Below are 26146 nucleotides of genomic sequence, written 5' to 3'. Positions count from 1 at the left end.
TTGGGAAACCCGCAACGATTCCGCGGTTCTTTTGTAGAACTTACAATATCAAAGGGTGAACCAATTAGGTTTGCATTCGAAAACTATTTATACTTCCATGCAAGCATATAAGCAAATCATTCATGCTGGAGGTGAATCAGGATGAGGAGGAGTAATAAGAAGAGGTTAATTCCGCTGGCACTCGCCCTTGTGCTGGCGCTTGTTGGAGCTGCACTGGCTGTTCCGACGTTCCAGGTGGTTGTTCAGCAGGTTGGTCAGGGAACTGGCACGATAATCACTCCTGTTGGAAGTGCAGCTGTTAACTACAACATTAACTGGAGCACTCTGAAAGTTACCTCCGTTGATGTGGCTTTTGACCAGGCCCCTGGAGACGGTAGCGTGGTTCAGGTTTATATCTACGACAAGTCAGATACCCTCATTGGAGAGGGGCAGGCTACTATCTCCGGAGACACGACTACGAGCGTTACTGTGTCATTAACTACTCAGCCGGATCTGCTGGATATGGACCATGTTCAGTTGATTGTCGTTGGTAAGGAAGTTTCTCCATGAGGCATCTCATGAGGCCTCTTTGCCTCTTTAATTTGTTTTGACACTTTTCTGGGACATTCAATCATGCCACGCCACCCCATCGACGGTAAACTCAGAATCTTCGGCTTGGTTTTCCTGCTTGTCTCTACCCTAGTTCTGGCTCCCGCGCTTTCCGTCCCCTCGATTGATTTGACTGTTCAATCCATCGGTTCCTGCACCGCTGAGAGGTACTACATCGACGTCAACGTGACGAACCTTGAGGGCTTTGACCTCATTAACTACACCCTCAACATCACGATTCCGGCCGAGGAGATTCCTGCATATTCCCAGTTGACTCGGGGCAACGTTTACGTGGTTGACGAGAACGGGAATCCCTTCTACTACTGGGTGATGAGAAGAACCTCACGGGTTTTTACGGTCTTCTTTAGAGTGCCCTACATTCCCGCAGGCGGCTGGAGGGTGGTCAGGATATACTACGGCTCGGACAACCCCTACAGGAGGTACAGGAAACCCGGCAGGCTCTTTGTTTACTTCAACAACTTTAACAGCCCTGAGAACTATTCTCATGTTGACACGGGAATCTTTGATAGTTCTAGCTCCTTTGATCCCAGTGAACTCAATGCCTCAAGAAGCAGGCTGAAGATAAACTCCACTATCTCCACGTGGTTCCTCTCTGAGGCCAAGGAGGCCCAGTTAACGACCCTCAGGGTGGATGACAGGTACGGGATAGTCTTCAAGTTCAGACGCGCCTCCGATGCACAGGGGCTGGACAGCTACCCGTTTTACATGTTCATTCACGCGAAGGTCGGGAGGAGGGACAGGTACGACTACATAGGAATCCACGAGGTCGTTGACTGGAACGGAGGTTCGAAGTTTTACTTTGAGTTTGGGAACGACAGGGATAACTCCCCCGAGACCACAGGGAAAGCTGGAAAGCAGTACTACCTCGGCGAGATTTTCGTTTCGCCCTCGAACAGCACCGGTAGGGTTGAGAAGTTTTCCAGCGGTGCTTTGATTGTTTCCCACGTCTTCGAGACCAACAACCGCTTCAGGAACAGGGAAATCTCCATCGGCTTCGGCCAGGCCAACTCAGATATCCTCGCCACCGTCAATCTTTTAGCCTACGTTGACTGGGTTTACGTAGTGAGGTACGCGGACTATAACGTTGAAATACTGAGAATGGGCGCCGAGTGCAGCTTTAATTAGGTGGTGGTTTAATGGCAAAACGTCGTGTCGACGTCCTCTCAATCGTCTCATACTTCCTCCTGTTCTTCGTGGCCCTAGTTGTTGTTCTCCACTTCGTCTTCGGCTTCCAGTACGTCGTTATCCTGACCGACTCGATGGAGCCCAACATCAACCCCAATGACCTACTCATCACGATGCCGGTTTCTCCGGATGAGCTTCACGTGGGGGATGTTGTTCTTTACCGCGTGGACATAGGCAACACAACCTACAAGATAACCCACCGCATAGTGGGCATGAAGACGGATTCCAGCGGTAGGCTCTACTACGTTACCAAGGGCGATAACAGGAAGTACACGGACCCCTGGCAGGTTTATCCCGAGCAGATTATAGGAAGGGTAATCCTGGTCATCCCGAAAGTTGGCGTGATATGGTACTACACTCCGCTCATCGTTTTCGGCCTTTTCCTTATCGTCATAGCTTCCCTGGCCTACGACCTAGCCTGGCTCCTGCTTGAGGAGGAACCGATACGCCCGAAGTCCAGAAAAGCCGATCTCCTCGTTCTAAGAAGGAAGAAAATAAAGGTCTATCACTACAGGCGCCATTAGGCCCACTCGTCCTCGGGAATTGCCTCCTTTTTGGCCGGGATTATGCAGAGGAACTCCAGCGTTTCTCCGGTCGCCTTGTAGCCGTGGGGCTCGTTGGGCGGGACGTAGAGGAAGTCGCCCTCCCTGACGTGGAACTCTTCCTTTCCGTTCGTTATGATTCCCTCTCCCTTCACGATGAATATCTCGTGCTCCCAGTCGTGGTCGTGGAGCGGTATCTCCGCGCCCTTCTTGAGGACGAAGTAGCGCATCGCGTAGTTCTTCGCTCCGAGCTTTGGAGAAACGAGCCATCTGATGGTAACACCCTCAAACCCGGTGTCCTTCTCGGGGACCTCGGTGTAGTGTCCGACGAACATGGTATCACCGAAGGACTTTCGGCTTTGGGCTATTTAAATCTGCCGAGTTCGGGTTTCTAATGGAAAGTGCTTTAAGCTTTCGTTTCCAATCCCCCTGAAGGTGATTCCATGAAGAAAGCCGCTTTTGCCTTCATTCTGGTTTTAATTGTGATGGCCTCGGGCTGCGTCAGTCAGAGCGGTCCGAGCCAGACGTCAACCACTACCAGCTCTGCCGCTGGCGGAATAGACTTCGGGAGCTACGAGAAGGGTGGGGTTCTGGCGCAGTGGAAGAGCCTGGCGGACGTCTCCAAGGTTTACGTCAGCGAGGGCTACGAGGATATGGCGAAGCACTACTTCCCGAACGCCCAGATACTCCCTGCGAGCCAGTACGACGGTGGCGTCGCGATACTCTCGCCCGCCGATGCGAGATCCCTGCTGAGGGGCAAACCGATTCTCATAACTGTCAGCGACTACTTCGGCTACGTGGTCTATAAACTCGGCCTTAAGTTCGTTGGTCCGGACAAGGGCGTCTTCGCCGCCTTCAACAAGGATGGTAAGCCCTACTTCGTATTCACCGGAACGAGCAAGGCCGGCGCAGGTGCCGCTGTGGAGTACGCCCTGGAGTTGGCGGGAGGAAAGGCCCCCGACGCCGAGGACGTTCTCAGGAGCGGAGAGTTCGAGGGCGTCGTTCTCAAGGTCATAGGCGACAACGACTGGAACGGAATTCCGGACGACGGGGAGCACTGGTATCTGGACTCCTTCAAGACGCGGGAGCCATTCATCTACTACTGGCGCATCGTTGACGGTGAGAACGTGACGGTTAATGGAGGGTTCATAAGGCTGGTCAACGGTTCGACGGTCTACATCCACGCCTTGGGCTTCAACGTCAGCGTTGACGTCAAGGACTCGAAGAACGTTGAGCTGACCTACGTCATCGAGAACGTCAACCCGTCCGTCCTGGAGCTCCCCGCCGGGGCCGAAACCGGGGATACCTGGGTCAAGCTGAGCACTTCCGAGGCTTCCTTCGATATCGTTCCGAAGGAGCTGAAGGATTACAAGATGATAGCCTTCGGCGACCACAGGTCCGACGGTGGGAAGGAGCCGCCGAAGGTTTTCCTGAAGATACGGGACGAGATAAACTCCGACGATGCCCTCTTCATAATCGACGGCGGTGACCTTGTCTATTCGGGCAAGGTTGACGAGTGGGCGGCCCTGCTGAAGGAATGGAAGTGGAACAAGCCCATATTCTTGGCCCCAGGAAACCACGAATACCGCGGGGAGGGTGTGAACGTCTACCACACCTTCTTCGGCCCGGACGACTATTCCTTCGCCCTTGGGGATTACTACTACATCTTCATAAACGACGTTGAGAACGACTACGGGCTCAGCGACGAGGTCTTTACCTGGCTCGAGGGAGAGCTGGAGAGGGCGAAGGACTCTGGAAAGAGGCCTGTTCTGGTTCTCCACGCCCCGCCGGTGGATCCCAGGCCGGAGGGCGACCACGCCATGAACCCCGAGGACGGGAAGAGGCTCTTGGCACTCATGAAGGAGTACAACGCCTTCGGAATATTCAGCCACATCCACATCTACTGGTACGGCGAGGAGGACGGCGTCCAGATGCTCATAACCGGTGGCGGCGGTGCGCCCCTCTACGCGTCCCCGGACCAGGGCGGATTCTACCACTACGTCAGGCTCTCGATGGGGGCCGATGGGAACATAGGGGTCGAGCCCGTAAAGGTGAGCCCCTGATCCCTTTATTCTATTTATGCCTATATAGCGGATGGTATCCGGCTATATTCTACTGCGGCAAGATATTTATATACTGCCCCTTATTGAGCTTCGGTGGTGACGGTGGACGTATGGCTACTGATAACCGTGATCCTTGGATTCTCCATGGCCTGGGCAATAGGTGCCAACGACGCGGCCAACTCGATGAGCACCGCGGTGGGTGCGAAGGCCATAACCCCGAAGCAGGCCGTTATAATAGCCGGTGTTCTTGAGTTCGCGGGCGCGTACTTCTTCGGAAAGAGCGTCACTGAGACCATAAGGAAGGGCATCCTCGACCCGACGATGATAACGGACCCGAATGTGCTCGTTTACGGTTCTGTTGCGGCCCTCCTTGCCGCCACGATCTGGCTCATCATAGCGACCAAGTTCGGCCTCCCGGTCTCGACGACTCATTCCATCATAGGCGGAATAGCGGGCTATGGAATAGTCTACGCCGGAACTGCGATAGTCAACTGGGGCAAGATGGGGCAGGTCGTCCTCAGCTGGATTCTCTCGCCGATAATCGGCGCCATAATGGCCTACTTCATCTTCAAAGCCCTGACGAAGAGTATCTTCGAGAGAAAGGACCCGGTTAGGAGTGCTCGGATCTGGTCGCCCTTCTGGATAGGCCTTGCCTTCGTGGTCATAGGAACCATGTTCTACATCAAGGTTCTCCACGGGAAGGATTTAAAGACCGGGGTTCTCATGTACGGCATTCCGCTCGGTATAATCGTGTTCCTGATAACGTACCTCCTCATAAAGCTCCGCTTCCCGAGCAGCGACCCGTTCATAGGGGTTGAGGCCATATTCAGGAAGGTTCAGGTAATTACATCCGGTTACGTTGCCCTGGCGCACGGTGCCAACGACGTTGCCAACGCTATCGGCCCGGTCGCGGCGGTTTACGCTGTGGCCACCATGGGGTTGGGTGGTTTGCTGGTTCCCGTTCCCAAGTGGATACTCGCCATGGGTGGTCTTGGGATAGCGGTTGGAGTCGCAACCTACGGTTACAAGGTCATGGAGACCGTCGGGAAGAAGATAACGGAGCTGACCAACACCAGGGGTTTCACCATAGACTTCTCCGCCGCAACGGTGGTTCTCGTCGCCAGCTGGCTTGGACTGCCCATCTCGACGACCCACACGGTCGTTGGTGCGGTCATTGGTATAGGCCTCGCCAGGGGAGTAAAGGCAATAAACAAGAACATCGTTAGGGACATAATAATCTCCTGGTTTGTTACGGTTCCGGTCGCGGGTCTGATAAGCGCGGCCATATTCAAGTTCCTGATGATTGTGGGGTGATACCATGCAGGTGTGGACGAAGCTCTTCGCGAAGAGCCCCTTCAAGCCCCTCATAAAGCACGCGGATGTTGTGCTCAGCACCGTTGAGACTCTGGAGAGGGCCCTCCAGTACTGGTACGAGGGGAACTACGAGGAGATGGAGAAGGTTGCGATCGAGGTTGACCGCCTTGAGGACGTCGCAGACAGGATAAAGGAGGAGATAAGGGATTCTCTCAGCTCCAAGCTCATGATGGCCGTGGCTAGGGAAGACGTGCTCATCTACCTTCACATGCAGGACAAGGTGGCGGACGCCGCCGAGGACACGGCCAAATGGCTGCTCATCAAGAAGCCGGATGGCGTTCCGACGGAGGTCAAGGATATAATCCTCCAGATGGGCATGGAGAGTATCAAGGCCGCAAAGCTCGTCCACGAGGCCATAGTTCAGATGGACCGCGTTATAGAGAGCGGTTTCACTGAGGGCGAGATAAAGAGGGAGTACGAGATAATCAGGCAGATAGAGAGCGTCGAGAACAAGATAGACGGTCTCGATACGAGGCTCATGCAGCTGGTCTTCGAGAACGCCGACAAGCTCAGCTGGGGAGATGGGTTCTACATCCTCAACATCGCTAGGACGCTCAGCAACATCTCGGACAAGGCCAAGGATGCCGCCGAGAGGATAAGGCTCATGATGAACAAGTGAGCCCTTTGCTCTTCTATTATTCCTGGAAGAATGGCAAGAGAGAAGAACGAGAGAATCAGATGGCTATCATCGTCGAGGTCATCTGTATCTCGGACATCTTCCTTATCTTCTCCGTGATGAACTGGTCAAGGTCCTTGAGGGTGTCGGTCTCGACCTTTACGACGAGGTCGTATTCGCCATAGACCACGTAAGCCTCCTTAACCTCCGGCATGGCCAGAAGCTTCTCCATAACTTCCCTTTCCTTTCCAGCGGCCGTCACCATCAAAATAAAAGCCGTCACCATGGCTATCACCAAAAGTATTTTATCGGCGGAGTATTTAAGCTTATCGAGGCCTATGTTCGACCACTTGATAAGCAAAGCTCAACTGGGGCGGTTTTACTCTCACCTGAGAGGGCTTGGATTGGACGAAATAGGGCCCTACGCCAAGGGCACCACAAGCCTAATCTTCAGGGCGAGGTTGGATGAAAAAAACGTCATCATAAAGCTTCAACGGCCGGACTCCCCGAGGCAGAACTTCGCGAGGGAGGCGGAAATCATTAAGGCGGTGGAGCCCTTCGGAGTGACCCCGCCGCTGATAGCCTACGGCGTCTTCGAGGGCCTTGAGTACCTCATCCGGGGGTTCGCTGAGGGGGAGATAATATTCTACGCCGAGCTTGAAAAGCGCCATCTGTTCGAGATAGTCGAGAAAACCGCCCTGCTCGACAGGCTGGGCCTCGACCACGGCCAGATTCAGGGCGGCAAGCACATAATAATCGGGGAGAGCGTTTACCTCATAGACTTCGAGAAGGCCAACTGGAGGAAGCCGAAGAACCTCACCTCCGCGATGGCCATGATATTTCTCAACGACAACTACATCTCGCGCCGCGTTAGGGAGAAGTTCGGGGTCGATGAATCCTTCTTAAGGGAGATGAGAAACGAAGTTAGGATTTACAAGAGAACCGGTCAGCTATCGGGCCTTCTGCGCCTTCTTTCTCGCCTTTAACCTGTCCGCGTAGATGGCCAGCAGGGGTATTGCGACGGCCATCGCTATGAGGCCCATCCTCGGGTCCCAGAGGTAGTTGAAGACGAGTATGACAACGACCGCTATCGCTATCATGAGGAAGAGGTCCCTGTCGTAGAGTCTGGACTTCGCCAGTATGTTCTGCCCCCTAGCGGTGTACGCCAGGTACAGGGGTATTCCGACGGCCGCTATCGCCACTCCCACGTAGGTTCTGAGGATGAGCGAAATCAATATTCCAGCGGCCAGTATTATTCCAACGGCGTACTCCTCCTTCATTCTCCCACCTGGCCCTGTAGTTACGCTTATATACTTTTAAGGCTCTCTACTAAATAGGTGATAGCGTTATGAGCGGCATCGAATGGAACCACGAGACCTTTTCTAAGTTCGCCTACTTGGGCGACCCGAGGATAAGGGGGAACCTGGTTGCCTATACCCTCACCAAGGCCAATATGAAGGACAACAAGTATGAGAGCACGGTGGTCGTTGAGGACCTGGAAACCGGGGCGAGGCGCTTCATCGAGAACGCCTCCATGCCAAGGATTTCGCCCGACGGCAAAAAGCTCGCCTTCATGCGCCCCAACGAGGAGAAGAAGGAGAGCGAGATATGGATAGCTGACGTCCAGACCCTGAGCGCCAAGAAGGTTCTGTCGGCCAAGAACGTCCGCTCGATCGAGTGGAACGACGATTCGAGAAGGCTCCTGGTTGTGGGCTTCAAACGCAGGGACGACGAGGACTTCGTCTTCGATGACGACGTTCCCGCCTGGTTCGACAGCATGGGCTTCTTCGACGGCGAGAAAACGACCTTCTGGGTTCTTGACACGGAGAGCGAGGAGGTAATAGAGCAGTTCGAGAAACCGAGGTTTTCGAGCGGAATCTGGCACGGTGATTCCATAGCCGTCAACGTCCCGCACCGCGAGGGAAGCAAGCCGGTACTCTTCAAGTTCTACGACATCTACCTCTGGAAGGACGGTGAGGAGGAAAAGCTCTTCGAGGGCGTTTCTTTCGCGGCCGTCGATTCCGATGGAAAGGCACTCCTCCTGAGGGGCAAGAGGGAGAAGAAGTACATCAGCGAGCACGGGTGGCTGTACATCTGGGACGGCGAGCTTAAGCCCGTCTACGAGGGTCCGCTGGACGTCTACGACGCCAAGCTCGACGATGGAAGGGTCTACTTCCTGACGCCAGATGCAGGCAGGGTGAACCTCTGGCTCTGGGATGGCAAGGCCGAGAGGGTTGTGGTGGGAAACCACTGGATTTATGGCTTGGACGTCAGCGACGGTAAGGCGCTGCTCCTGATAATGACCGCCAATAGGATAGGCGAGCTCTACCTCTACGACGGCGAACTGAGGCAGATAACCGACTACAACGGCCCGATATTCGACCGGCTCAAGACCTTCGAGCCGAGGCACTTCCGCTTTAGGAGCAAGGACCTCGAGATAGACGGCTGGTACCTGAAGCCTGAGCTTAAGGAGGACGAGAAGGCCCCGGTTATAGTCTTCGTCCACGGCGGGCCGAAGGGAATGTACGGGCACAGGTTCGTCTACGAGATGCAGCTGATGGCCAACAGGGGCTACTACGTTGTCTTCGTCAACCCGCGCGGCAGCGACGGCTACGACGAAGACTTCGCCCTTCGCGTCCTGGAGAGGACTGGCTTAGAGGACTTCGAGGACATAATGGCAGGTGTGGAGGAGTTCCTTAAACTTGAGCCTCAGGCGGACAGGGAGCGCGTCGGAATAACCGGCATAAGCTACGGCGGCTTCATGACCAACTGGGCGCTCACTCACTCAGACCTCTTCAAGGCGGGTATAAGCGAGAACGGTATAAGCCACTGGCTGACCAGCTATGCGTTCTCCGACATAGGCCTCTGGTACGACGTTGAGGTCATCGGCCCGAATCCGCTGGAGAACGAGAACTATCGGAAGCTCAGCCCGCTGTTCTACGCGGGGAACGTGAAAGCCCCGATACTGCTCATCCACTCGCTGGAGGACTACCGCTGTCCGCTCGACCAGAGCCTGATGTTCTACAACGTGCTCAAGGATATGGGCAAGGAGGCCTACATAGCGGTGTTCAAGCGCGGCCCCCACGGCCACAGCATCCGCGGAAGCCCGAAGCATCGGGCAAAGCGCTACAGGCTCTTCATCGAGTTCTTCGAGAGGAAGCTGAGGAAGTATGAGGAAGGGTTTGACGTGGAAGAGATAATGAAGGGCGAAAAGAAGGAATGAGCTTTTTTATCCCTTTTCTTTCAGCGGCTTCCTAGCCACCACGCCGAGCGCTTCTTCCACCCGCTTAACCCCGACGAAGCCCGCTTTTCTTAACCGCTCCATCACTCCCCTCTGGAGGTCCTTTCTGCGGTACCTCTTCCCGGGGTTTCCAACGTAGTGGAAGAGCCTCCCTCCCGGCTTCAGAATCCTGAAAAGCTCGCGGTAGAACTCCTCGGAGTACAGGTGGCCGGCCAAGGAAAACCTCGGCGGATCGTGAATAACGACGTCAAAGGTCTCGTCGTTGAACCTCTTGACGACCTCGAAGGCATCGCCCTGTATGACCTGCACCTTCCCGCCCGTGAAGAGCTCCCTGCTCCAGGGGTTTATCCTCGCAAGTTCCAGGACGTGGGGGTCCTTCTCGATCGTTATGACGTACGCTCCCCTCCTCGCGGACTCTATCGCGGTGTAGCCGAGTCCCATGCAGGTGTCCAGAACCGTTTCGCCTTCCTTCGGCTTGACGGCCTTCACCTTGTTCCTCGTGTCCTGGAGGGGGTTTACCTCCTTCGTCCTGTGCATTCTTATCCCGTTTATCTCTATCGTCGGTGGAATCGTTGGTACGAGCTTGTAGAAACCCTCGTTACTCGATATGGCTGCCTTGTAAACACCGTTTCGGATGAAGTAAACACTCCCCTCGTCTCTTGCGATTCTCTCGATTACGTCCCTCCCAACCCGCGTCCCGTCGGGAAACACGAACTCGTCTCCTTCAAGCGTTATGAGCCATGAGCGGTTTGTTTTTCTCAAGTCCAGGTTGAGTCTCGCCCCTCCCTTCGCGAAGAGTAGCCTTCTCGCGTCTCTCGCTGTTAGAAAGTAGAGTTCCTCCATAACTCCCACCGTGCCGTGGTGGGGGACAGGGAATAAAAACCTAACCCACGACCCGCTCAAAAACCCGCTCGAAGTTCTTGAAGGTTATCGCCTCGACCTCACTCTCGCTGAAGGTTTCGGACAGCCTCTCGACGAGCGCGGGAATCTTGGATTCGTTCTCAAAGCCCTCGACGCTCCTTCCGCTCCAGCCAGGGAGGTAGTAGACGAAGTCGAAGCCGAGGCCGACGTGCCGGTAGCCGGCCAGGTCAACCATGTACGCTATGTGCTCCACGTACCGCTCCAGCGTCGCGTGCTCCCTGTGGACGAAGCTTGGAATCGCCACCGCTCCGATGACGCCATCGCGCTCCGCTATGGCCTTTATCTGCTCGTCGGTGAGGTTTCTCGAGTGGTCGCAGAGCCTTCTAGCGTTGGAGTGGGAGGCTACGACCGGAAAAGCGGTAGCGTCCAGAGTGTCCCAGAAGCCTGCCTCGTTTATGTGGCTCAGGTCTATCACGATTCCCAGCTCCTCGGCCTTTCCAACGACGTCCAGGCCGAAGTTGGTGAGTCCCCCGCCGGTTCTCTCAAAGACACCGTCGCCTATCGTGTTGCGCAGGCTCCAGGTGAGGGTCAAAAGCCTCAGTCCAAGGCGGTAGAACACCTCGAGGAGGTGGATGCTTTCACCTATGGGCTCGCCGCCCTCAAGGGCGAGCCAGAGCGCGACCCTTCCTTCCTCGATGGCCTTCTTCATGCCGTCTACCGTCGTCACGAGTTCGAAGCGCTCGCTCTCCTCGATGTCCCTTCTTAAAGAGTTCAGAACCTCCAGGCCGTAGAGGGTTGCGCTGTTCCTCCTCTCGGGCCGGGTCCAGATTGCCATGACGCGCGCCCCTATCCCCGGGGCGAAGAAACGCTCGAAGTTTTCCTCCAGAACGCGGGTCTTCCCGTTAACCCTCTCATCGTAGACGAAGGTCGGGAGGTCCGAATGGGCGTCGAATATCATATTCCCTCACTGGCCTCCTCTATGGCTATTATCTCCGTCAGCGCCTCGGTCTTTATCCTGGGGTCGGGTATGCTCCTTACGATTTCTCTGGCTTCTTCGAACTCCTTCCTCTTCGCCAGTTCCAGCGCTATCGCTCTGAGCGCATCGCTCCTCTTGCGGATGTCCTTTATCTCCCTCGCGAATTCGAGGGCCCTCTTCAGGCTTCCGAGCTCTGTCAGGAGCCGGGCTATCTTCTGAACGTTCGCCTCGGTGAAGTGCGGGTTCTCGCAGTGCTCGAACGCCTTGTCCACTATGTCCAGGTACTCTATGTTGTTCACTCTCTTCATCCAGAGTGCTACTTCCAGCTCTCCGATGAGCCTCACGACGCCGGCGTATTTCTTCTCTATGAGCGCGAGGGCGTAGTGGTTCCTCCCCTCTAGGAGGGCCCGCCTTATTGGCGGAAGGCCGACGTCGTAGATGGTCTCGGAGAGTTCTATCTTCTTCTCGACGATGGCCGCGCGCTGGTTGACGTGGAGCTTGTCGAATATGTCGAACGCCATCCTGTAGAAGTCGAGGGCCTTGTTTGAGGGGAGCGTGTCCCCGGCCTTCTCGAGGAGCTCTCCTATCCTTATTATGCCGTCCACCTTGAGGTTGTAGCCTATCTCCGCCCCGATTATGGTGTCGAAGGCTATGTTGAACAGTTCGAGGGCCGTGTCGGGGCGGCCGGCGAGGGCCAGGTGGTAGGCCAGCTCCGAGAGAACCACGCCCTTCTCTATCGGGCTCTTTATGCTGTCCGTTTCGTCTATGGCCCGGTTGAAGAAGTCCATCGCGTCCTCTTCGTACTCCATTATCGCGAGGGAGGATGCTATCGTTGAGTAGGCCACCGCCTTGTTGGCGGGGTCTTTGAGTTTCTTGGCTATGTACATGGCATCCTCTATTATGCTTGGGATCCACTCCTGGGGCCCGCCGTGCTGGTATATAGCAACGGCTATGTCCGTGAGAACCTCTATCTGGTCGAGGGGGTCCTTCAGCTTGTGAACTTTGGACAGGGCCTCCTCGTAGTACCTCCTCTCAACTAATAGTTCTATCTCCTCTCGCGTCGTCATACTAACTATTTAATCCGTTCTAAATCCTTATAAACCTTTGTTGGCCACTCTGAGTGAGGAAAGATGTTGACGCTGGCGCTTTACAACACCTACGACCCCAAAAAACTCCACGAGGCTCATCTGAGGGCGATAGCCAGGGCCGGGCCGATAGCCTACGCCTATGGCTTCCATCTTGCCCTCGTGGGGTTTCCGTTCGAGGGCAGGCCAGTTGACGTTGCCCGCGAGATAAGCTCCCACACGACCATAGGCGAGGGGGGCAGGTATCTCCTTGAGCTGGCCGAGGGGAACCGCTTTCACCTTCTGGAGTTCCCGAAGAGGGGCTTTCCGCCGCAGTTCGGAATTCCGGTCGCAACGACGAGGAAGCCGAGCGAGGAGAAGGAGATAACCCCGCTGGAACTCGCCGAAAGGGCCCTTCGAGGCGAGAGCTTTCTCCTCCTCGTTGGCCTCGGGAGGCACGGGCTCCCGAAGGAAATCTTTAAGACCGCCCGCTATCATATGGACATCACGGGGAAGAGGGTGAGCCTTGAAACGTGCACCGCGATAGGCGCGATACCCGCGAGAATAAGCACCCTCATGGAGGCGCTGAAATGGAGGACTCATGGAAAAAGGATTTAGCGTGGATACTGATAGCACTGCTTGCGGTTTTCACCCTTCAGGTGGGCCTCAAGGTGGCCCTTCATACCGACTCACCCCTCGTGATAGTGGTGAGCGAGTCTATGGAACCTGTGTTCTACCGCGGCGACGTCGTCCTGCTCAAGGGCATAAGCGAGGAGAACATAGACGACGTGCACCTCAACGACGTCATCGTTTACAAGCGCCCCGGTTACGAGTACCCGATAATTCACCGCGTTAGGGAGATAAAGACCGTTGAGCTGGACGGGAAGGTGGAGAAGTGCTTCGTAACGTGGGGGGACAACAACTGGGCACCCGACCCGGATTACCCGACCCCCTACGGGATGATACCCTGCGTCCCGGCTTACGCGGTTGAGGACAAGGCCCTGCTGGTTTTCCCGAAGATCGGCCTCATTCCGTTGATTATAAGGGAACACCTCGGCTTGGGATGATGTGAGGGTAGGTGTCCGAGGTCTCCGATGAGGAGCTAATCGGCCCCTGACCAACAAACTTTGCTTGCGCAAAGTTTGATCAAAGCTTGTAGCTCCTTTTTAACCTTCTTTTGGGTGTTGATTTCCAATATTTCCGGCTGTTTTTGCTCCTGAGCCCCCTCGAAAATTCTATCTTTGATTGGGGGTTGCCTAAATAGACGCCCGAAGGGCGTCCGAAATAAAACCCCTAAACGATGTTGAAAAGTCCTTGAACGGCCCCCGATTTGACGCTAGAACTCAGCGAAATCCACTGCTATTCAAAGAGTTTGAAAAGAGCTACAAACTTTTGGTGAAGCTTTTTCCAAAAGCTTCCTGTACTCTCAAACCCTCGGGGTGGGGCTTCGCTCCACGTTAGGAAACTTTGCGCGGGCAAAGGTTGCTCAGTGGTGACCGCTCTCCTCATCGTCACCTCGGAAGGGCTTGGGCGTCATCATCGCTGGGCTTAAAAACGCTCACGACCTTTTAACCTTGGTGATGTCATGAGGTTCATCCCGCTCATAGTTGCCAGGCCCGAGGTTCAGATGGCCATAGACGAGGCGATAATGCGCGCCAGAATCGAGGGGAAGGTTCCCGACACGGTCAGACTCTACGCCTTTTCTCCGAGCTCCGTGACGATAGGAAGATTCCAGAGCGTCGTCCACGATGTGAACCTTGAGGAGGCAAGGAGGCTTGGAATTCCTGTCGTGAGGCGCATAACCGGCGGCGGCTCGGTGTTCCACGACGAGTTTGGGGAGATAACCTACTCCGTCGTTGTCGGCGATGACTACCACCCAATGCTCAGGAACGTCGAGACGAGCTACCGCTATCTTGCCGGTCCGCTCGTCGATGCTCTGAAAGAGCTCGGTCTCGAAGCGGGTTTCTCGGGACTTAACGACATCGTTGCCAACGGGAAAAAAATCAGCGGCTCCGCACAGACGAGGAGAAAGGGTGTGATCCTCCAGCACGGCACCTTCATGTACTCCACCCGCGTTGAGATACTCGGAAAGGTTCTGAGGGTTTCCAAGGCAAAGCTGGCCGACAAGGGCGTGTCGAGCATCTGGGAGCGCGTAACGACCCTGGAGCGCGAAGGGGTAAAGCTGAACCGCTGGGAGACTTATGAGCTGCTCAGGGACAAGTTCACGGCAGCATTTGAGCTCGAGGATGGGGAGCTGACCGATTACGAGCTTGAGCTGGCGGAGAAGCTGGTGGAGGAGAAATACGGAAACCCAGAATGGAACGAGAGCCGCTGAACTAGGGTAGCCTCCATTTCTCTTCTATTCCATGTTCCTCGGCCAGCTCGTAGAACAGTTCGTCTTCACCGAGCTCATCCTTCAAAGCCTTGAAGTTCCTTTCCAGCCGTGGAAGTCTTCCCTTTGAGCGCTTCAGCATATCGTTGCCGAGGTCAACTGCGAAGAGGAGGTACTCATCGTCCACCAGAACTTTTCCGTCCTTCCCCAGCGGGGCGGTGAGGTACTCGGTGGCGTTTATCTCGACGAGGTACCGCTTGGAGATCACCTTGAATGTGGTGTATTTAAAGCCGCTCGCCAGACCGAGCTCATGGAGCCTCTTCGCCCTCTCCAGGTCTTCGGCGACGATGTGGAATATGGGTGGCTGGCTCTTGAGGAATATGAGGCCTTTCTCGGCGTTTTTGAGTGCTCTTCTGGCCTCCTCGAACTCGATCGGGCGGTGAACCTTTACCAGCCACCTCGCGAGGGGCTTTGCCCCCAGCGCCGGTTCTTCTATTATTCCTATCCTCCCGGAGCAGGAGGAGGTGGTGTAGACGCCGTTGATGGAGTTTATGAGCAGGAGGAGGTCGATTATGTCGGCATCAACCTTTTCCTCTCTCATGGCCGTGAAGAGGCTGGTGAGTGCTTCGCGCTTTGCCTTCATATCTAAACCCTCCTTGGGCCTCTAACGCATTAAATCTCGCTCCAGCTCTTAGTTATGGTATGTAAAAGGTCTCAGCTTTCTCTTTCAGCCCCTTCTGTCGAAAACTTTATAAAGCTAACCCAAAAGGTTTAGCTGGAAATGGCCAGGGTGGTGTAGCCTGGTTAGCACAGGGGACTGTGGATCCCCTAGCCCGGGTTCAAATCCCGGCCCTGGCCCCATAAGAAACTTTGCTGGGCAAAGTTTCATCAAAGATTGTAGCTCTTTTTGGAGGTACAAAGTACTAACTGGGGTTTCTTTCTTTGAGCGATATTTTAATGTGGAACATTCCTCGTTAGATTTTTCTTTGAGGGTTTAACTCAAAAAGACGCCCTTTGGGCGTCGAAAATAGTAAACCCGTGGATAAACCGGCGTTTAAGCACTGTTCCTACTGTACACCAGAACATTTAATGAAAAACCAGCGTTTCCAAATGCAAGACTGTGGAGAGCTACGAACTTTTGGTGAAGCTTTTTCCAAAAGCTTCAGCGCTGGTTGAAAGATGGCGTGCAATTTTGAAATGCTTGTCTTCTAAGTGGTTTGCTCTTTAATTGACAGTCCTACAGTGTTTCGCTCTCTCAGGACGTCCAACGGACGCCAGAATAAAAGCAAAACTTGCAAAAAGTTCGGGTTTAATGTTAACCTTTCCCAAAACTCCTCTCTTTAATACCCAGTGTTGTTGCTGTATTGATTGTGGGCAAAGTGGGCATGGTGGGCACGTGGGCATACTATGCGTTCACCCTCCCCCCTATTTCCTGCATGAAACTTTCACGCGGGAAGACTGTATACCTCTGCCCTCCTTGCCCCGATATCCAGTGAAATGACAAACGAGAGGGCGAATGTGAATGGTTGACACAGGCATGTTGAGCCGGGTGCCCACCGTGCCCGATGTGCCCAGCGTCGCATCGACCTCTGAATCTTGCACTCTGCATAAAGGGTTTAAATGATGACGTCGGATCTTTAATTGGGGTGATAGCACGAGAGAGGGGGCTCCTCGTGAAAACCCACCTGGAGAACCATCCGTGGAGGACAGCGGGCGTAGTCATCCTTCCGTTCCAGAGGTTGCCCCAGGGTCTTGGAAGGAAGCCTTGCCACCCTTGGAGTTTGTAGAGTGGCTTTCTAGGCATTATCCTGAGGCACTAACTCTCGCCCAGTGGGAAACAGTCAAATATCTTTACACGTCGGAGTCGTTCAGGGAAGCTGGAAAGAAATCTGGACACCACAAGAACACGGCCAAGGCGGCTTGGGAGCGGTTAATAGCAGCGTTTGAGGAATATCAGAAGGAGTGGGAGCTTGATAAAGTCAAAGAGTCTTCAACCCCTTCGGAGCGGGGGCCGAGAAGTACCAAAACTTCGATTTCCCCCAGGGCCATTGTTCCTGTAAAGAGGTCTCAAGACCGGAACGTGAGCAGAGTCGAACTCGGTTACAGTGCAAAGACAACAACTTTCAAAGAAGTGGACCAAACCATTGCACGTGTACTTAGTGAGGAATTGAAAGATGTGCTTGTAGAGAGGGAAGTATATGCCAAACTCGGTGAGATGGTTTTCCTTTTGCTAATTCAGCGCGGATACATAGATGTTGAGAAGCTTCTCCCTGCGGTTAATGATCCGAATGCTTTCTTCAACGAGATTCGGAATGGCCTCAAGAGACTCATGGATGCCTCTGATCCCGACAAGGTCACCAAACTTATGGTAGAGAATGTGTTGCTAGAAGCTCAACTCAAAGAATTGGAACGGGAGAATGAACAGTTAAAGACGCAGTTACGGGAAGCTATTGCTACATTCAGGTTCACTAAGGGTATCCTTGATAAAAAGCAGAGACTTAAAGTCGCTATATTCATCGCGAATCGTGAGGCCAAGAAGAAGTCGCTGTCATGATTGCCAGAGGCAATATGAAAAAGGTCAAAGCAGGCCTTCAATCAGTTTGTAATCCTCCTCCGGGATCTTGCGCATAGCTCTGCCCATCAGGTGGCCGCTCCAGCGCTTCTTGTTTGTGATGAAGTTGAGCTTTGGAATGAGCGGCTTGAAGTCGAGTTCGCCGAGCTTTATTGGCTTAATCTTAATCCTGAGTGGGTAAGTCTCATGAAGATGTGGGGGACTCTTGAATATCTTTGTTGAGTCGGTGTAAGGCTCGCTAACGACTTCGAAAATGCCGACGATCTTGGGTTCGAGAACTTCTTTGTTCTTCCGTTCCTGCTTGACGTAGAAGACGAGCTTATCACCTGGCTTGACTTTGGCGATGGTGTTCTTGTGCCTCTTTGCCACGCCCCAGATGTTCTTCTTTTTGACAACCTCCCAGTTGTCGCGGTTGGTGATACAGAGCCAGTAGGTCATAGGGGTTCACCGTAGGAATTTAGTTGAGGTCCCCATAACGGTTTCCCTCGCATAAAGAATTAAAAGGTCTGGATAGGAGATTGTGTTGGTACCAATGGACATAGAATACAAAATAGCTAACATAGTTGTTTCGGGCCATCTTGGGACGCCGTTAAACCTTGAATCCTTAGTTACCTTGGATAATTTTTTCTATGACCCCGAATATTACCATGGGGGTTACCTAAAGCTCGATAATGGGTTAACTGTAACAATTTATCGGAGTGGCAAATACATAATCCCGGGCATTAAACGTTTAGAGGACATTGAGACCTCATTTAGAGGTTTGGTTAAGTATCTTGCTCCTTATATAGACCCCTCTAAGGTTCAAAAACCTCAAATCAGGAATTTGGTTATTAGTGGGGATTTTCATCGGACCTTTGCTTTGGAAACCCTTGCCTTGAAGCTTCCAAATGTTGAGTACAATCCTGAACAGTTTCCGGGCCTTATAGTTAAACTTCGGGGAAGCATAACACTCCTGCTCTTCAGCAGTGGACGCTTTGTTATTGTTGGGGCCAAAAGCTTGGAGGAAGTTGAAAAAGCAATTGAAAAGGTAAAAACCTGGGTACTAGTCTGAACGGGACTTTTGTTTTACAACTCACCCCTAAACGCCCTGTCAAGTATCGCGGGGAAGAGTTGCTCAAGCTCCTTTTCCCGCTCCCCATAGAGCCTGACAAGCTTTTGGGCGCGCTCGCTGACGGCGTCGAGGTAGGTAACGATGCGTTTTTGTTCTTCGAGGGGAGGGAGGGCGATTTTGAACCGCTTAATCATTTTTTGGTTTATATGTAACTGAGCAGCACCTCTAGTAACTATATTGAACTCAATTGGGAAAAAGTACTTGATTGCATAATATAGGTAATCATTTTTTGCTTTCTCCTCATTTTTGGTTGAAATTATTGTTATTTGTTGATTTACTGCAACATTAAAAGACGCAATCGCAATTTTTCCTATGCTTGCTGTTGTAACTAAAAGAATATCACCCGACATAGCCAATTTTGTATTACTTTCTTCAAGAGCTTTCTTTGTTATGAGAAAGCGATATGTAGTTACATATTTTGAGTCTGTAGGGATTTCACTAGCCGTTATCCACGGAATCTCTCCATTTTCCCAATATTCTCTATTATCTTTTCTCGGAGTTCCTCCCATTTCATGTCTAGCTATCTCTCCAAGCCTCACCCACTCCCAGCCCATCTCCTCCGCCTTCGAAAAGACCTCGTGCAGAGCGGAAGCCATCAGCTTTTCCGCTTCCTCCCTCGCTTCCCTAGCGTGGCGCTTCGCCTCCTCAAGGCGCTTGCTTATTTCGTCGAGCTTGGCGACGATGCGTTTTTGTTCTTCGAGGGGTGGGAGTGGGATTTTGAGTTTTAGCACGGCTTCTTTAGGTACTCTCTGTCTTCCCGTTGTTCCTAGCATTTGGTCTTCGAGGGTTTTTCTTGCATACTTGCTTTTTAGAATGTAAAACAGATACATTCTGTCGAGCAGGTTATTCTCTATATATATTGGATAAACTTCAGTTGTTGCCAGCGCAAAATTATTCGGTACGTTTTTGGGTACTATCCCCTGCTTTCCATTTTCGAACGATGGTGTTATTTTGGCTAAGAGGATATCCCCCGGCTCTGCATAGGAATAACTCTTTATGTTTGTTGATTCTCTAAGTTCGTACCTTGAGAAAACTCCTTTTTCAGGGATTAGCTCCATTGGAATGAATGCGATACTGTTAAATTGCAATAGTTTTTTCTTTACTCCTGAGTTTCCACGAATTCCAGCAACATCTCCCAGCCTCACCCATCTCCACCCTTCTGGCAACTTCCACGGTCCTTTCAGACCCGCGACCTTCGGCTTCGCGGGTTTCTCCTTGTGCTCTTTGGCGCCCTTCTTTGAACCCATGAACTCAGTGAGCGGCTTTTCTTTCATGGTTTCTCACCGAGGACGGACTTGATCTCAGCCAGAAGCTCGCTTATCCTCTTCTCCTTTTCCTCAAGGCTCGTTATTATTTCTTCGGGCGCCGGGTACTCTATCGTTAGCTTCCTGTTCGGGTTCCTCGCGCTCAAATCGTAGTCCCTCTCTTTAACGTCGTCTATGCTGACTATCCAAGAGTTCTCGGAGAGGGCTTTCTTTTTCCACTCCTCGTCGCCGGTTTCGAGGTACTTCTTCCAGGCCTCGAACTTCTGGAGTGCATCGTTAAGGTCTTCGTCCTTAATCGGGTTTGCCCTCGTGTAGTTTTTCCCGTTGGGCGGGACAAGCTCGTAGTACCAGATCTCCTTCGTCGGCTTTCCGCGCTCGAAGAAAAGAAGGCTCGTCTTTGGCCCGCTTCCTCCCTTGGGCGAGATGTTGGCGAAGGCTCCCTGGGGAAGGCTGACTATCGCGAAGACGTTGTTCTTTTCGAGGAGGTCTTTTCTAACCCTTACGTAGGCTTTGGTAACGTTGGAGAGAACTCCATCCGGCAGGACTATTCCAACCTTGCCTCCTGGCTTCACTTTCCTCATGACATACTGGAGAGCGGCAAGCTCCGTCGAGCGGGTTCTGACTATGAGGTTCTGGAGGTTGGACTCCTTTATCTTCCCGCCGAAGGGAGGGTTGGTTAGGATTACATCGTAAAGTTCGCCCGGATTGTGCAGGTCCTCGCTGAAGGTGTCGGTCTTCACGAGCTTCGCGTTAACTCCATGGAGAAGGGTGTTCATGTTGGCTATGAGGTATGGCTGGGACTTCAGCTCCTGGCCGTGGAAGGCCTTCTCAAGCTTCCTGAGGTCTTCCGCCGTTTTGGCCTGCTCGTACATGTGGTTGTAGGCCTCCACCAAGAAACCGCCGGAGCCGCAGAAGGGGTCGAACACGGTTTCCCCAATCTTTGGATCAACGACCTTAACCATGAACCTCACGATGGGCCTGGGGGTATAGTACTCGCCGGCCGCTCCTCCCTCACGGCCCATGAGCATCAGGGTTTCCTCGTAGAGCTGGGACATTATCTGGGTGTCTTCCTCGTCGGTTCTGATGTCCTCAAGGTTTTGGAATATCTCAAGAAGGTTGTGGGGGTCGTGAACCTTGAGCGTGACGTTGGAGAATATCTCCCCTATCTTGTTGAGCTCGTCGCTCCCGCCGAGGGAGCTGAGGTAGGGCCAGAGCTCGTTCGCTATGAAGTCGTAGAACGCCTTTACGTCCTTCACCTTCTTCAGGCTGTCAACGCCGAAGCGCTTCGGCCAGTTGTGGAAGAGGTACTCCTCCTTTATCACCGGCCTGTACCTCTCGCCCCTCAGCTCGGCTTTAAGCTTCCTATCCTCCTCACGATCGCTTAGAATTTTAAGAAAAAGCATCCATGAGAGTTGTTCAACGTAATCGAGAATTGAAAGTCCTTCAGCTCGCATTATCTCGTAGATGTGCTCGATTCTATTCGCAAGGGTCTGCCTCTCCATTAATCATCCCTCCATTAAATCGGCGTACAGGCCTTTTTCAATCTCCTCCAGGACTTTGCGGAGGCCTTTCCCTCCGCCGAACAGCTTGGCAATGCCCTTCAGCCCACCGTAGGCCTTGAACTCCGGAAGTTCAAAAACCCTTGGGTCCTCAATCTCGCTCAGGCCGTAGAGGCGGTAGTGGTCTATGAGGTCGAGGATTATTTCCCTGCCCTTCTCGCCGAACTTGTCCATGAACTCCTTCTTCAGCTCAAGGAACAGGTGCGCCCTCTCGTCCCTCGAAACTATCGGGGCATCGAAGAGCAGATTGGCGAGAAGGTCGAACTCATCCGCCTCCGGAACCTTCTCGATGAGCGAGAGCAGCTTGAGGTCTATGCCCGCTTTTTTCAGATCTTCCTTGAATCTGAGCCTCGCTTTTCTGTCCAGCCATATCTTCTTGAGGTCTGTTAAGCTGGTGACCCTCCTCCTCACCTGCTCCTTGGTGTACTTCACGTACTCGGCCTCAAGAACCTTGTTGCCCTTGATCTCTATCTTTATCTTGTTCTCTTCCTGGATGTAGACGTTGATGCCCCTTACCGTTATCGGGGCTTTGTTCTCGGGTTTGAGCTTCCTGAGCGTTACCGTTGCTTGATTATCCGGCCTCGGAAACGTCGAGACATAGGTTTTCTTCGGCCTGTATCCGCTCGCCCGTATATCGACGAGTACCGCCTCTCTCGGAACGTTGCTGAGGAAAATCCTACCGCTATCGTCCGCAACGATGTGAACCGGCTTTCCGGGCTTAACGTGAACCACAACGTCGGCGCCTTTAATGGGCTTTAGAGTCTCATCGTCAACTATGAGCATGTTCAGATACCAATCGGTCGGCCGATCCTTGTCGGGCTTGAACTTGGGGAAGTCCCAACTGTCGAAGAGCCTCGTTGCCCCTGTGAAGTCTATTATCCTGAAGGTGAACTTTCTGGTTCTGTCGTACAGCCTCGAAGCCCTCCCTATTATCTGGTGGAACTCGACCTTCGAGCCGACGTGCTTCAGGAAGATAATGTTCCTTATCGGAGGGACGTCTATTCCAGTGCTCAGCACGTCAACGGTCGTCGCCACTACTGGGAACTGTTCTTCCGCGTTTGCAAAGCTGTTCCTAAGGACCCGATGGGCCTCGGGGTCGTCCGAGATTATTGGATAAGCGTAGTTGTCAACGCGGAACTTAGGGTTGAAATAGTTGTTTAGGAGTGCTGCCACTTCCCTCGCGTGTCTCTGAGTCGGACAGAAAATGACGGTCTTGGCAAATGGATCCGTATCCTCAAGGAACTTCGCTATCCAGCTCACTATGGCCCGTGTTCTGTCGGGCAGGATTATACTCTTTTCAAATTCTTCTGCGGTATAATACTCCTTAAGCTCTGCTCCCTCCGGTATCTCCAGCTGAACGCCGGCACTTCTGAGCTCTTTGAATGTTATTCTACCCTCTTTATCCACGTTGGTGTAAACCCTTACGATCTCTTCGGGGGGAGCAAGATAGCCGTCCTCTATGCCCTGGGCGAGCTTGTACTCGTAGACTGGCTCACCAAAGTACTTGTAAACGTCAACGTTATCGCTCCTCTTCGGCGTTGCAGTCAGGCCGAGATGAATCGCGTTGCCGAAGTACTTCAGGATATCGTGCCACCTGTTCCAGCCCGAGCGGTGGCACTCGTCTATTATTACGAGATCAAAGTAATCGGGATCAAAATGCTGGTAGACCTTCTTACCGTTTTTCTCCGAATACAAAGTCTGATACGTGGCAAAATAAACGTCCTTGGCGAAGTTGATGTTGTCCCCCTTGAGCTCCCAGCGTGCGTTTCCAAAGGCTTCAAACGCGTTGTACGCTTGTCCCCGCAGGTAGACCCTATCCACCACGAAGAGTATCTTTTTCAAAAAGCCGCTCTGGTAGAGCTTCCATGCTATCTGAAATGCTACAAACGTCTTTCCACTTCCCGTCGCCATTGTCAGGAGTAGGCGCTTTCTCCCGAGGAGTATCTCCTCTATCGCGCGCCTAACGGCGACCTCCTGGTAATAGCGGGGCTTTTTGTCGCGAACGTAGAATGGAACTGCGAGGGGGTTTGATTTTGCCCGCCGTATTGCCTCGTCGAGGCCTTTTCTCTTGGTGTATCTTTCCCACAGCTCGTCAGGTTCAGGAAACGCGTCTAGTTCCCTGGTTTGCTTCGTGAAGAAGTCGTACTCAACTATCTTCAGCCCGTTGGTGGCGTACGCGAAAGGAGCATCGAGGGCTTTTGCGTACCCTTTCGCCTGTTCCAGTCCTAAGTATGGATCCTCACTTGCCTTTTTTGCCTCCACAACGGCTATTATGTGTCCTTGGAAGTTCGGGTAGAATAGAACGTAATCGGCTCTCTTTGGAGATGTTCTGCTTCCGTCGTTGTTCAGAATTCTTCCTACTGAGATGACGTATTCCCTTCTGATTCTATCCTCGTCCCATCCACTCTCGTGGAGCTTCGGATCGATCAGCTTGCTTCTCGTATCGGCTTCACTGTAATCCGAATACCTCCCCATGGTTCAAAACCCATAATCTGTGACCTTGCGAGATATATAACGTTTACTTTTGGGCATTTGGAGCCGTTTTGCGGATGTTACTATTTTCTATTCATGATATAATGCTCCAACACCCTTAAAACCCCTGGCAATTATATCCATCTTGGTGAATACACATGCCCTGGAAAGACAAGCTCGGTCTTGTTCACATCTACACCGGCAACGGAAAGGGGAAGACAACTGCCGCCTTTGGCCTGGCCGTCAGGATGCTCGGCTCCGGCGGGAGGGTCATCATCCTCCAGTTCATGAAGGCGCCGGATGTTTATGGTGAGCAGAAGAAGATAGCCGAATGCGGCGCTGTCATAGAGTCCTTCGGCCTGCCCAAGTTCGTCCACGGAGAGCCCGAGCCGGACGACATAGAGGCCGCAAAGAAGGCTCTGGCTCGCGCGAAGGAGGTCGTCTCGAGCGGCGAATGGGACCTTGTGATCCTCGACGAAATCTGCGTTGCCCTCGGTTTCAAAATGCTCGACGTTGAGGAGGTCAAGGAGCTCATCAAGAGCAAAGCCCCTCACACCGAACTCGTCCTTACCGGCCGCTACTGCCCGGAGGAGCTCTTTGAGCTGGCCGACTACGTGACGGAGATGCGGGAGGTCAAGCACCCCTACCAGAGAGGAATCCTCGCGAGGAAGGGCGTTGAGTTCTGAGGCGCCCTTCTCATCCCCTGATTTCGACGTTGACCGAAAAGCTTTTTAGTTAGGAAAGCTTAAGATAATCCGGGAAAGTTTTAGTAACAATTCTTTAGAAAAGGGGGTGATAGAATGAGCGAGCTCATCGGTCAGATCGTGCAGGTTCTCAAGGAACAGGTCGTTCAGGACACCGTTGTTCCCAGGAACATAAGGCGCGCCGCCGAGCAGGCCATCGAGGCCCTCCTGGACGAGAGCAAGGAGCCGGCCGTCAGGGCCGCCGATGCCATAGCGATCCTTGAGGAGATAAGCGAGGACCCGAACATGCCGATGCACACGAGGACGATCATCTGGGAAGTCCTCGGTGCCCTTGAGCAGGTCAAGTGAGCGTTTTTCTTTTCCCGCTCATTTCCCTGCGTTTCTGGTGTTGCCGTCAGGCTTTTCTGCTTAAGTACCAGAGCTTCGCGCTCTCCTCGACGAGTTCCGCCTTGTAGAACGCCTCCCGAAGGGTCTTCCCAACGGTAACTATGCCGTGGTTCGCCATTATCGCCGCGTCCGAGTGGCACACGCTTTTGGCAACGATATCCGCCAGCTCCTGCGTTCCAGCCGGCCTGAACGGGGCTATTGGAATTCTCTTCAGGTAAATCTCGGCCTCGGGGGTTATTATCGGCAGCTCGCCCTCCACCAGCGTCGAGGCGACTATGGAGTAGGGCGGATGGAGGTGCGCTATGGCTTTGACGTCCGGCCTTCTCTCGTAAATCGCAAGGTGGAGCCTGTACTCCGATGACGGCCTCACCCCGGAGACCTGCCTTCCGCTCATGTCGATTACGGCTACCTGTTCGGCCGTCATGTCGTCCATGACGGCTCCAGTGGCCTTGATGAAGACGAGGTTTCCCTTCCTGATGCTCAGGTTTCCGCCAAACGCCGCGGTAAGTCCCCTCTCGTGGGCTAGCCTGGAATACTTCACGAGCTGGGTTTTTATGGCCCTGCTCATCCTTTCACCACCCTCACGCCGTAGCCGCAGTCCTGGCAGTAGGCCCTCTCCCCCTTCCAGGCGAGCTCTCCGCCGCATATCGGGCAGATGTTGATGTCTCCCTCCTCCCTCCAGCGCTCGTAGGTCTCGCGCTCTATGACCAGGAAGAGCCCTTCCTCGTCCTCCTCGAAGTGGCCCAGAACCGGGTTGCTCTCCAGTTCGAGGGTCTTCTCGTCCACGATTATCGGCTCGATGCCGACGTTGCCCTCGTATTCGAGGTCGTTGGTCGGGAGAATCTCGACCACGAAGGCCCCGAGCTTTCTGTCGTGGTAGGCTATGACCTCCAGGGCGTCGCTGAGCTCACCGCTGGAGGAGATGGCGTCCACCACTACGGTCTCCCCCCTGGGAAATGCCAGGGCTATGACGAACCTGCTCCGGTAGAGGGCCAGTCCGCGATCGAGGCAGCCCTCCTCGAGGCCGAGGCCCTTCAGAATCTCGCGAAGCTCGTCGCCGCTTGGCAGCTTACCCTCGCGTCTTATGAACTCTCCGATTTCCTTTGCGAGCGGCATGGCGAGTGTAACGGGTTCGTAGAGCTTCATGTTCCCACCACTCCAGAGTCGGGAGAAAAATTTATAAACCTACCCGGGGCACTATGGAACGGGCTGA

General features: G+C 53.4%; 28 protein-coding genes and 1 tRNA gene. 16 read left to right on the top strand and 13 right to left on the bottom strand.

Annotated features, from left to right (window positions below; translation table 11 throughout):
• Positions 1–141: 141 nt before the first annotated feature.
• The 3 genes from A3L10_RS08145 (at position 142) to A3L10_RS08135 (ending at position 2318) form a co-directional block, all read left to right on the top strand.
• The gene (locus tag A3L10_RS08145) at positions 142–549 is read left to right on the top strand and encodes a hypothetical protein (RefSeq protein WP_088867144.1); all 408 of its coding nucleotides are present in this window, start codon (positions 142–144) and stop codon (positions 547–549) included.
• A 63-nt stretch (positions 550–612) separates the two neighbouring features.
• A complete protein-coding gene (locus tag A3L10_RS08140) occupies positions 613–1734 on the top strand; it encodes a DUF2341 domain-containing protein (protein WP_088867143.1) in 1122 nt (373 codons plus the stop codon).
• 11 nt (positions 1735–1745) lie between these two features.
• Positions 1746–2318 (top strand): signal peptidase I, encoded by a 573-nt coding sequence (locus A3L10_RS08135; RefSeq protein ID WP_088867142.1) that lies wholly within the window; start codon positions 1746–1748, stop codon positions 2316–2318.
• Here the strand turns inward: A3L10_RS08135 and A3L10_RS08130 are convergent.
• Positions 2315–2671, bottom strand: a complete 357-nt coding sequence (locus A3L10_RS08130) for a cupin domain-containing protein (RefSeq protein ID WP_014013105.1) — start codon at positions 2669–2671, stop codon at positions 2315–2317. The two genes, A3L10_RS08135 and A3L10_RS08130, sit on opposite strands and share 4 nt — an antisense overlap.
• A gap of 108 nt (positions 2672–2779) precedes the next feature.
• Here A3L10_RS08130 and A3L10_RS08125 point away from each other — a divergent pair, with 108 nt between their 5' ends.
• The 3 genes from A3L10_RS08125 to A3L10_RS08115 all read left to right on the top strand — a co-directional run bounded on the left by A3L10_RS08125 (position 2780) and on the right by A3L10_RS08115 (position 6392).
• The gene (locus A3L10_RS08125) at positions 2780–4399 is read left to right on the top strand and encodes a metallophosphoesterase family protein (RefSeq protein ID WP_088867141.1); all 1620 of its coding nucleotides are present in this window, start codon (positions 2780–2782) and stop codon (positions 4397–4399) included.
• A gap of 144 nt (positions 4400–4543) precedes the next feature.
• Positions 4544–5713 (top strand): inorganic phosphate transporter, encoded by a 1170-nt coding sequence (locus tag A3L10_RS08120; RefSeq protein ID WP_394335115.1) that lies wholly within the window; start codon positions 4544–4546, stop codon positions 5711–5713.
• Positions 5714–5717: 4 nt separating this feature from the next.
• Positions 5718–6392: a TIGR00153 family protein gene (locus tag A3L10_RS08115; RefSeq protein WP_088867139.1), complete on the top strand. Its 675-nt coding sequence runs from the start codon at positions 5718–5720 to the stop codon at positions 6390–6392.
• 55 nt (positions 6393–6447) lie between these two features.
• Here A3L10_RS08115 and A3L10_RS08110 read toward each other — a convergent pair whose 3' ends face one another.
• Positions 6448–6675: an Lrp/AsnC family transcriptional regulator gene (locus A3L10_RS08110; protein ID WP_012572508.1), complete on the bottom strand. Its 228-nt coding sequence runs from the start codon at positions 6673–6675 to the stop codon at positions 6448–6450.
• Between the two features lie 52 nt (positions 6676–6727).
• Here A3L10_RS08110 and A3L10_RS08105 point away from each other — a divergent pair, with 52 nt between their 5' ends.
• Positions 6728–7375 (top strand): serine/threonine protein kinase, encoded by a 648-nt coding sequence (locus A3L10_RS08105; protein WP_088867138.1) that lies wholly within the window; start codon positions 6728–6730, stop codon positions 7373–7375.
• Here A3L10_RS08105 and A3L10_RS08100 read toward each other — a convergent pair.
• Positions 7340–7669: a hypothetical protein gene (locus tag A3L10_RS08100; protein ID WP_088181225.1), complete on the bottom strand. Its 330-nt coding sequence runs from the start codon at positions 7667–7669 to the stop codon at positions 7340–7342. The genes A3L10_RS08105 and A3L10_RS08100 overlap by 36 nt on opposite strands.
• Before the next feature lie 68 nt (positions 7670–7737).
• Between A3L10_RS08100 and A3L10_RS08095 the strand changes: the two genes are divergently transcribed.
• Positions 7738–9612, top strand: a complete 1875-nt coding sequence (locus tag A3L10_RS08095) for a S9 family peptidase (protein WP_088867137.1) — start codon at positions 7738–7740, stop codon at positions 9610–9612.
• Between the two features lie 6 nt (positions 9613–9618).
• Here the strand turns inward: A3L10_RS08095 and A3L10_RS08090 are convergent, their stop codons facing one another.
• Genes A3L10_RS08090 through A3L10_RS08080 form a run of 3 tightly spaced genes read right to left on the bottom strand, consistent with a single transcriptional unit; the run spans position 9619 to position 12534 of the window.
• Complete coding sequence (locus A3L10_RS08090; RefSeq protein WP_088867136.1) at positions 9619–10473, bottom strand: class I SAM-dependent methyltransferase; 855 nt, start codon at positions 10471–10473, stop codon at positions 9619–9621.
• A 40-nt stretch (positions 10474–10513) separates the two neighbouring features.
• Positions 10514–11449, bottom strand: coding sequence for a dipeptidase (locus A3L10_RS08085; protein ID WP_088867135.1), 936 nt, complete (start codon positions 11447–11449; stop codon positions 10514–10516).
• A complete protein-coding gene (locus A3L10_RS08080) occupies positions 11446–12534 on the bottom strand; it encodes a hypothetical protein (RefSeq protein WP_088867134.1) in 1089 nt (362 codons plus the stop codon). The genes A3L10_RS08085 and A3L10_RS08080 overlap by 4 nt, the downstream gene beginning before the upstream one ends.
• 63 nt (positions 12535–12597) lie before the next feature.
• Between A3L10_RS08080 and A3L10_RS08075 the strand changes: the two genes are divergently transcribed.
• The 3 genes from A3L10_RS08075 to A3L10_RS08065 all read left to right on the top strand — a co-directional run bounded on the left by A3L10_RS08075 (position 12598) and on the right by A3L10_RS08065 (position 14866).
• Positions 12598–13149, top strand: coding sequence for a DUF531 domain-containing protein (locus A3L10_RS08075; protein ID WP_088867133.1), 552 nt, complete (start codon positions 12598–12600; stop codon positions 13147–13149).
• Positions 13122–13598 carry a signal peptidase I gene (locus A3L10_RS08070; protein WP_088181219.1) on the top strand — a complete coding sequence of 159 codons (477 nt, stop codon included), beginning with the start codon at positions 13122–13124 and terminating at the stop codon, positions 13596–13598. Before A3L10_RS08075 ends, A3L10_RS08070 begins: the two co-directional genes overlap by 28 nt.
• Before the next feature lie 518 nt (positions 13599–14116).
• Complete coding sequence (locus A3L10_RS08065) at positions 14117–14866, top strand: lipoate--protein ligase family protein (protein WP_088867132.1); 750 nt, start codon at positions 14117–14119, stop codon at positions 14864–14866.
• 1 nt (position 14867) lies between these two features.
• Here the strand turns inward: A3L10_RS08065 and taw3 are convergent, their stop codons facing one another.
• Positions 14868–15506: a tRNA(Phe) 7-((3-amino-3-carboxypropyl)-4-demethylwyosine(37)-N(4))-methyltransferase Taw3 gene (gene taw3, locus A3L10_RS08060; RefSeq protein ID WP_088867131.1), complete on the bottom strand. Its 639-nt coding sequence runs from the start codon at positions 15504–15506 to the stop codon at positions 14868–14870.
• Positions 15507–15647: 141 nt separating this feature from the next.
• Here taw3 and A3L10_RS08055 point away from each other — a divergent pair.
• Both A3L10_RS08055 and A3L10_RS08050 read left to right on the top strand, forming a co-directional pair.
• Positions 15648–15724: transfer RNA gene (locus tag A3L10_RS08055), tRNA-His, on the top strand.
• 838 nt (positions 15725–16562) lie between these two features.
• Positions 16563–17417, top strand: a complete 855-nt coding sequence (locus A3L10_RS08050; RefSeq protein ID WP_088867130.1) for a hypothetical protein — start codon at positions 16563–16565, stop codon at positions 17415–17417.
• Positions 17418–17441: 24 nt separating this feature from the next.
• Here A3L10_RS08050 and A3L10_RS08045 read toward each other — a convergent pair whose 3' ends face one another.
• Entirely contained in the window at positions 17442–17873 is a 432-nt protein-coding gene (locus A3L10_RS08045) for an EVE domain-containing protein (RefSeq protein ID WP_088867129.1), read from the bottom strand.
• 94 nt (positions 17874–17967) lie between these two features.
• Here A3L10_RS08045 and A3L10_RS08040 point away from each other — a divergent pair, with 94 nt between their 5' ends.
• Positions 17968–18486: a TBP family protein gene (locus A3L10_RS08040; RefSeq protein WP_088867128.1), complete on the top strand. Its 519-nt coding sequence runs from the start codon at positions 17968–17970 to the stop codon at positions 18484–18486.
• 14 nt (positions 18487–18500) lie between these two features.
• Here A3L10_RS08040 and A3L10_RS08035 read toward each other — a convergent pair whose 3' ends face one another.
• Genes A3L10_RS08035 through hsdR form a run of 3 tightly spaced genes read right to left on the bottom strand, consistent with a single transcriptional unit; the run spans position 18501 to position 23845 of the window.
• Positions 18501–19820: a restriction endonuclease subunit S gene (locus A3L10_RS08035; RefSeq protein ID WP_088867127.1), complete on the bottom strand. Its 1320-nt coding sequence runs from the start codon at positions 19818–19820 to the stop codon at positions 18501–18503.
• Positions 19817–21313: a class I SAM-dependent DNA methyltransferase gene (locus tag A3L10_RS08030; protein ID WP_088867126.1), complete on the bottom strand. Its 1497-nt coding sequence runs from the start codon at positions 21311–21313 to the stop codon at positions 19817–19819. Before A3L10_RS08030 ends, A3L10_RS08035 begins: the two co-directional genes overlap by 4 nt.
• Positions 21314–21316: 3 nt before the next feature.
• Positions 21317–23845 (bottom strand): EcoAI/FtnUII family type I restriction enzme subunit R, encoded by a 2529-nt coding sequence (gene hsdR / locus A3L10_RS08025; RefSeq protein WP_088867125.1) that lies wholly within the window; start codon positions 23843–23845, stop codon positions 21317–21319.
• A gap of 155 nt (positions 23846–24000) precedes the next feature.
• Here hsdR and cobO point away from each other — a divergent pair, with 155 nt between their 5' ends.
• Together cobO and A3L10_RS08015 are read left to right on the top strand one after the other, a co-directional pair.
• Positions 24001–24528: a cob(I)yrinic acid a,c-diamide adenosyltransferase gene (cobO, locus tag A3L10_RS08020; protein WP_088867124.1), complete on the top strand. Its 528-nt coding sequence runs from the start codon at positions 24001–24003 to the stop codon at positions 24526–24528.
• A 114-nt stretch (positions 24529–24642) separates the two neighbouring features.
• A complete protein-coding gene (locus A3L10_RS08015; RefSeq protein WP_014013138.1) occupies positions 24643–24894 on the top strand; it encodes a UPF0147 family protein in 252 nt (83 codons plus the stop codon).
• 46 nt (positions 24895–24940) lie between these two features.
• On the opposite strand, the gene A3L10_RS08010 is transcribed toward A3L10_RS08015, so the two are convergent.
• Complete coding sequence (locus A3L10_RS08010) at positions 24941–25501, bottom strand: aldolase (RefSeq protein ID WP_088867123.1); 561 nt, start codon at positions 25499–25501, stop codon at positions 24941–24943.
• Positions 25498–26079, bottom strand: coding sequence for a hypothetical protein (locus A3L10_RS08005; RefSeq protein ID WP_088867122.1), 582 nt, complete (start codon positions 26077–26079; stop codon positions 25498–25500). Before A3L10_RS08005 ends, A3L10_RS08010 begins: the two co-directional genes overlap by 4 nt.
• Positions 26080–26146 lie beyond the last annotated feature (67 nt).

Origin of the sequence: Thermococcus radiotolerans (assembly GCF_002214565.1) — an archaeon.
In the GTDB taxonomy this organism is placed as follows: Archaea; Methanobacteriota_B; Thermococci; order Thermococcales; family Thermococcaceae; genus Thermococcus; species Thermococcus radiotolerans.
The sequence above is the reverse complement of the archived record's forward strand: the minus strand, read 5'-3'. Positions and strand labels throughout refer to the sequence as shown.

Bases quoted from the DNA above. Each gene is read 5' to 3' on its own strand.
- A3L10_RS08080 (WP_088867134.1), bottom strand. From the start codon at position 12,534: ATGACGACGCGAGAGGAGATAGAACTATTAGTTGAGAGGAGGTACTAC.
- A3L10_RS08065 (WP_088867132.1), top strand. From the start codon at position 14,117: ATGAGGTTCATCCCGCTCATAGTTGCCAGGCCCGAGGTTCAGATGGCC.
- A3L10_RS08085 (WP_088867135.1), bottom strand. From the start codon at position 11,449: ATGATATTCGACGCCCATTCGGACCTCCCGACCTTCGTCTACGATGAG.
- A3L10_RS08045 (WP_088867129.1), bottom strand. From the start codon at position 17,873: ATGACCTACTGGCTCTGTATCACCAACCGCGACAACTGGGAGGTTGTC.
- A3L10_RS08070 (WP_088181219.1), top strand. From the start codon at position 13,122: ATGGAGGACTCATGGAAAAAGGATTTAGCGTGGATACTGATAGCACTG.
- A3L10_RS08105 (WP_088867138.1), top strand. From the start codon at position 6,728: ATGTTCGACCACTTGATAAGCAAAGCTCAACTGGGGCGGTTTTACTCT.
- A3L10_RS08030 (WP_088867126.1), bottom strand. From the start codon at position 21,313: ATGGAGAGGCAGACCCTTGCGAATAGAATCGAGCACATCTACGAGATA.
- A3L10_RS08125 (WP_088867141.1), top strand. From the start codon at position 2,780: ATGAAGAAAGCCGCTTTTGCCTTCATTCTGGTTTTAATTGTGATGGCC.
- A3L10_RS08115 (WP_088867139.1), top strand. From the start codon at position 5,718: ATGCAGGTGTGGACGAAGCTCTTCGCGAAGAGCCCCTTCAAGCCCCTC.
- A3L10_RS08145 (WP_088867144.1), top strand. From the start codon at position 142: ATGAGGAGGAGTAATAAGAAGAGGTTAATTCCGCTGGCACTCGCCCTT.
- A3L10_RS08140 (WP_088867143.1), top strand. From the start codon at position 613: ATGCCACGCCACCCCATCGACGGTAAACTCAGAATCTTCGGCTTGGTT.
- taw3 (WP_088867131.1), bottom strand. From the start codon at position 15,506: ATGAAGGCAAAGCGCGAAGCACTCACCAGCCTCTTCACGGCCATGAGA.
- A3L10_RS08005 (WP_088867122.1), bottom strand. From the start codon at position 26,079: ATGAAGCTCTACGAACCCGTTACACTCGCCATGCCGCTCGCAAAGGAA.
- A3L10_RS08035 (WP_088867127.1), bottom strand. From the start codon at position 19,820: ATGAAAGAAAAGCCGCTCACTGAGTTCATGGGTTCAAAGAAGGGCGCC.
- hsdR (WP_088867125.1), bottom strand. From the start codon at position 23,845: ATGGGGAGGTATTCGGATTACAGTGAAGCCGATACGAGAAGCAAGCTG.
- A3L10_RS08130 (WP_014013105.1), bottom strand. From the start codon at position 2,671: ATGTTCGTCGGACACTACACCGAGGTCCCCGAGAAGGACACCGGGTTT.
- A3L10_RS08075 (WP_088867133.1), top strand. From the start codon at position 12,598: ATGTTGACGCTGGCGCTTTACAACACCTACGACCCCAAAAAACTCCAC.
- A3L10_RS08015 (WP_014013138.1), top strand. From the start codon at position 24,643: ATGAGCGAGCTCATCGGTCAGATCGTGCAGGTTCTCAAGGAACAGGTC.
- A3L10_RS08040 (WP_088867128.1), top strand. From the start codon at position 17,968: ATGGACATAGAATACAAAATAGCTAACATAGTTGTTTCGGGCCATCTT.
- A3L10_RS08100 (WP_088181225.1), bottom strand. From the start codon at position 7,669: ATGAAGGAGGAGTACGCCGTTGGAATAATACTGGCCGCTGGAATATTG.
- A3L10_RS08135 (WP_088867142.1), top strand. From the start codon at position 1,746: ATGGCAAAACGTCGTGTCGACGTCCTCTCAATCGTCTCATACTTCCTC.
- A3L10_RS08110 (WP_012572508.1), bottom strand. From the start codon at position 6,675: ATGGTGACGGCTTTTATTTTGATGGTGACGGCCGCTGGAAAGGAAAGG.
- A3L10_RS08095 (WP_088867137.1), top strand. From the start codon at position 7,738: ATGAGCGGCATCGAATGGAACCACGAGACCTTTTCTAAGTTCGCCTAC.
- A3L10_RS08120 (WP_394335115.1), top strand. From the start codon at position 4,544: ATGGCCTGGGCAATAGGTGCCAACGACGCGGCCAACTCGATGAGCACC.
- A3L10_RS08090 (WP_088867136.1), bottom strand. From the start codon at position 10,473: ATGGAGGAACTCTACTTTCTAACAGCGAGAGACGCGAGAAGGCTACTC.
- A3L10_RS08010 (WP_088867123.1), bottom strand. From the start codon at position 25,501: ATGAGCAGGGCCATAAAAACCCAGCTCGTGAAGTATTCCAGGCTAGCC.
- cobO (WP_088867124.1), top strand. From the start codon at position 24,001: ATGCCCTGGAAAGACAAGCTCGGTCTTGTTCACATCTACACCGGCAAC.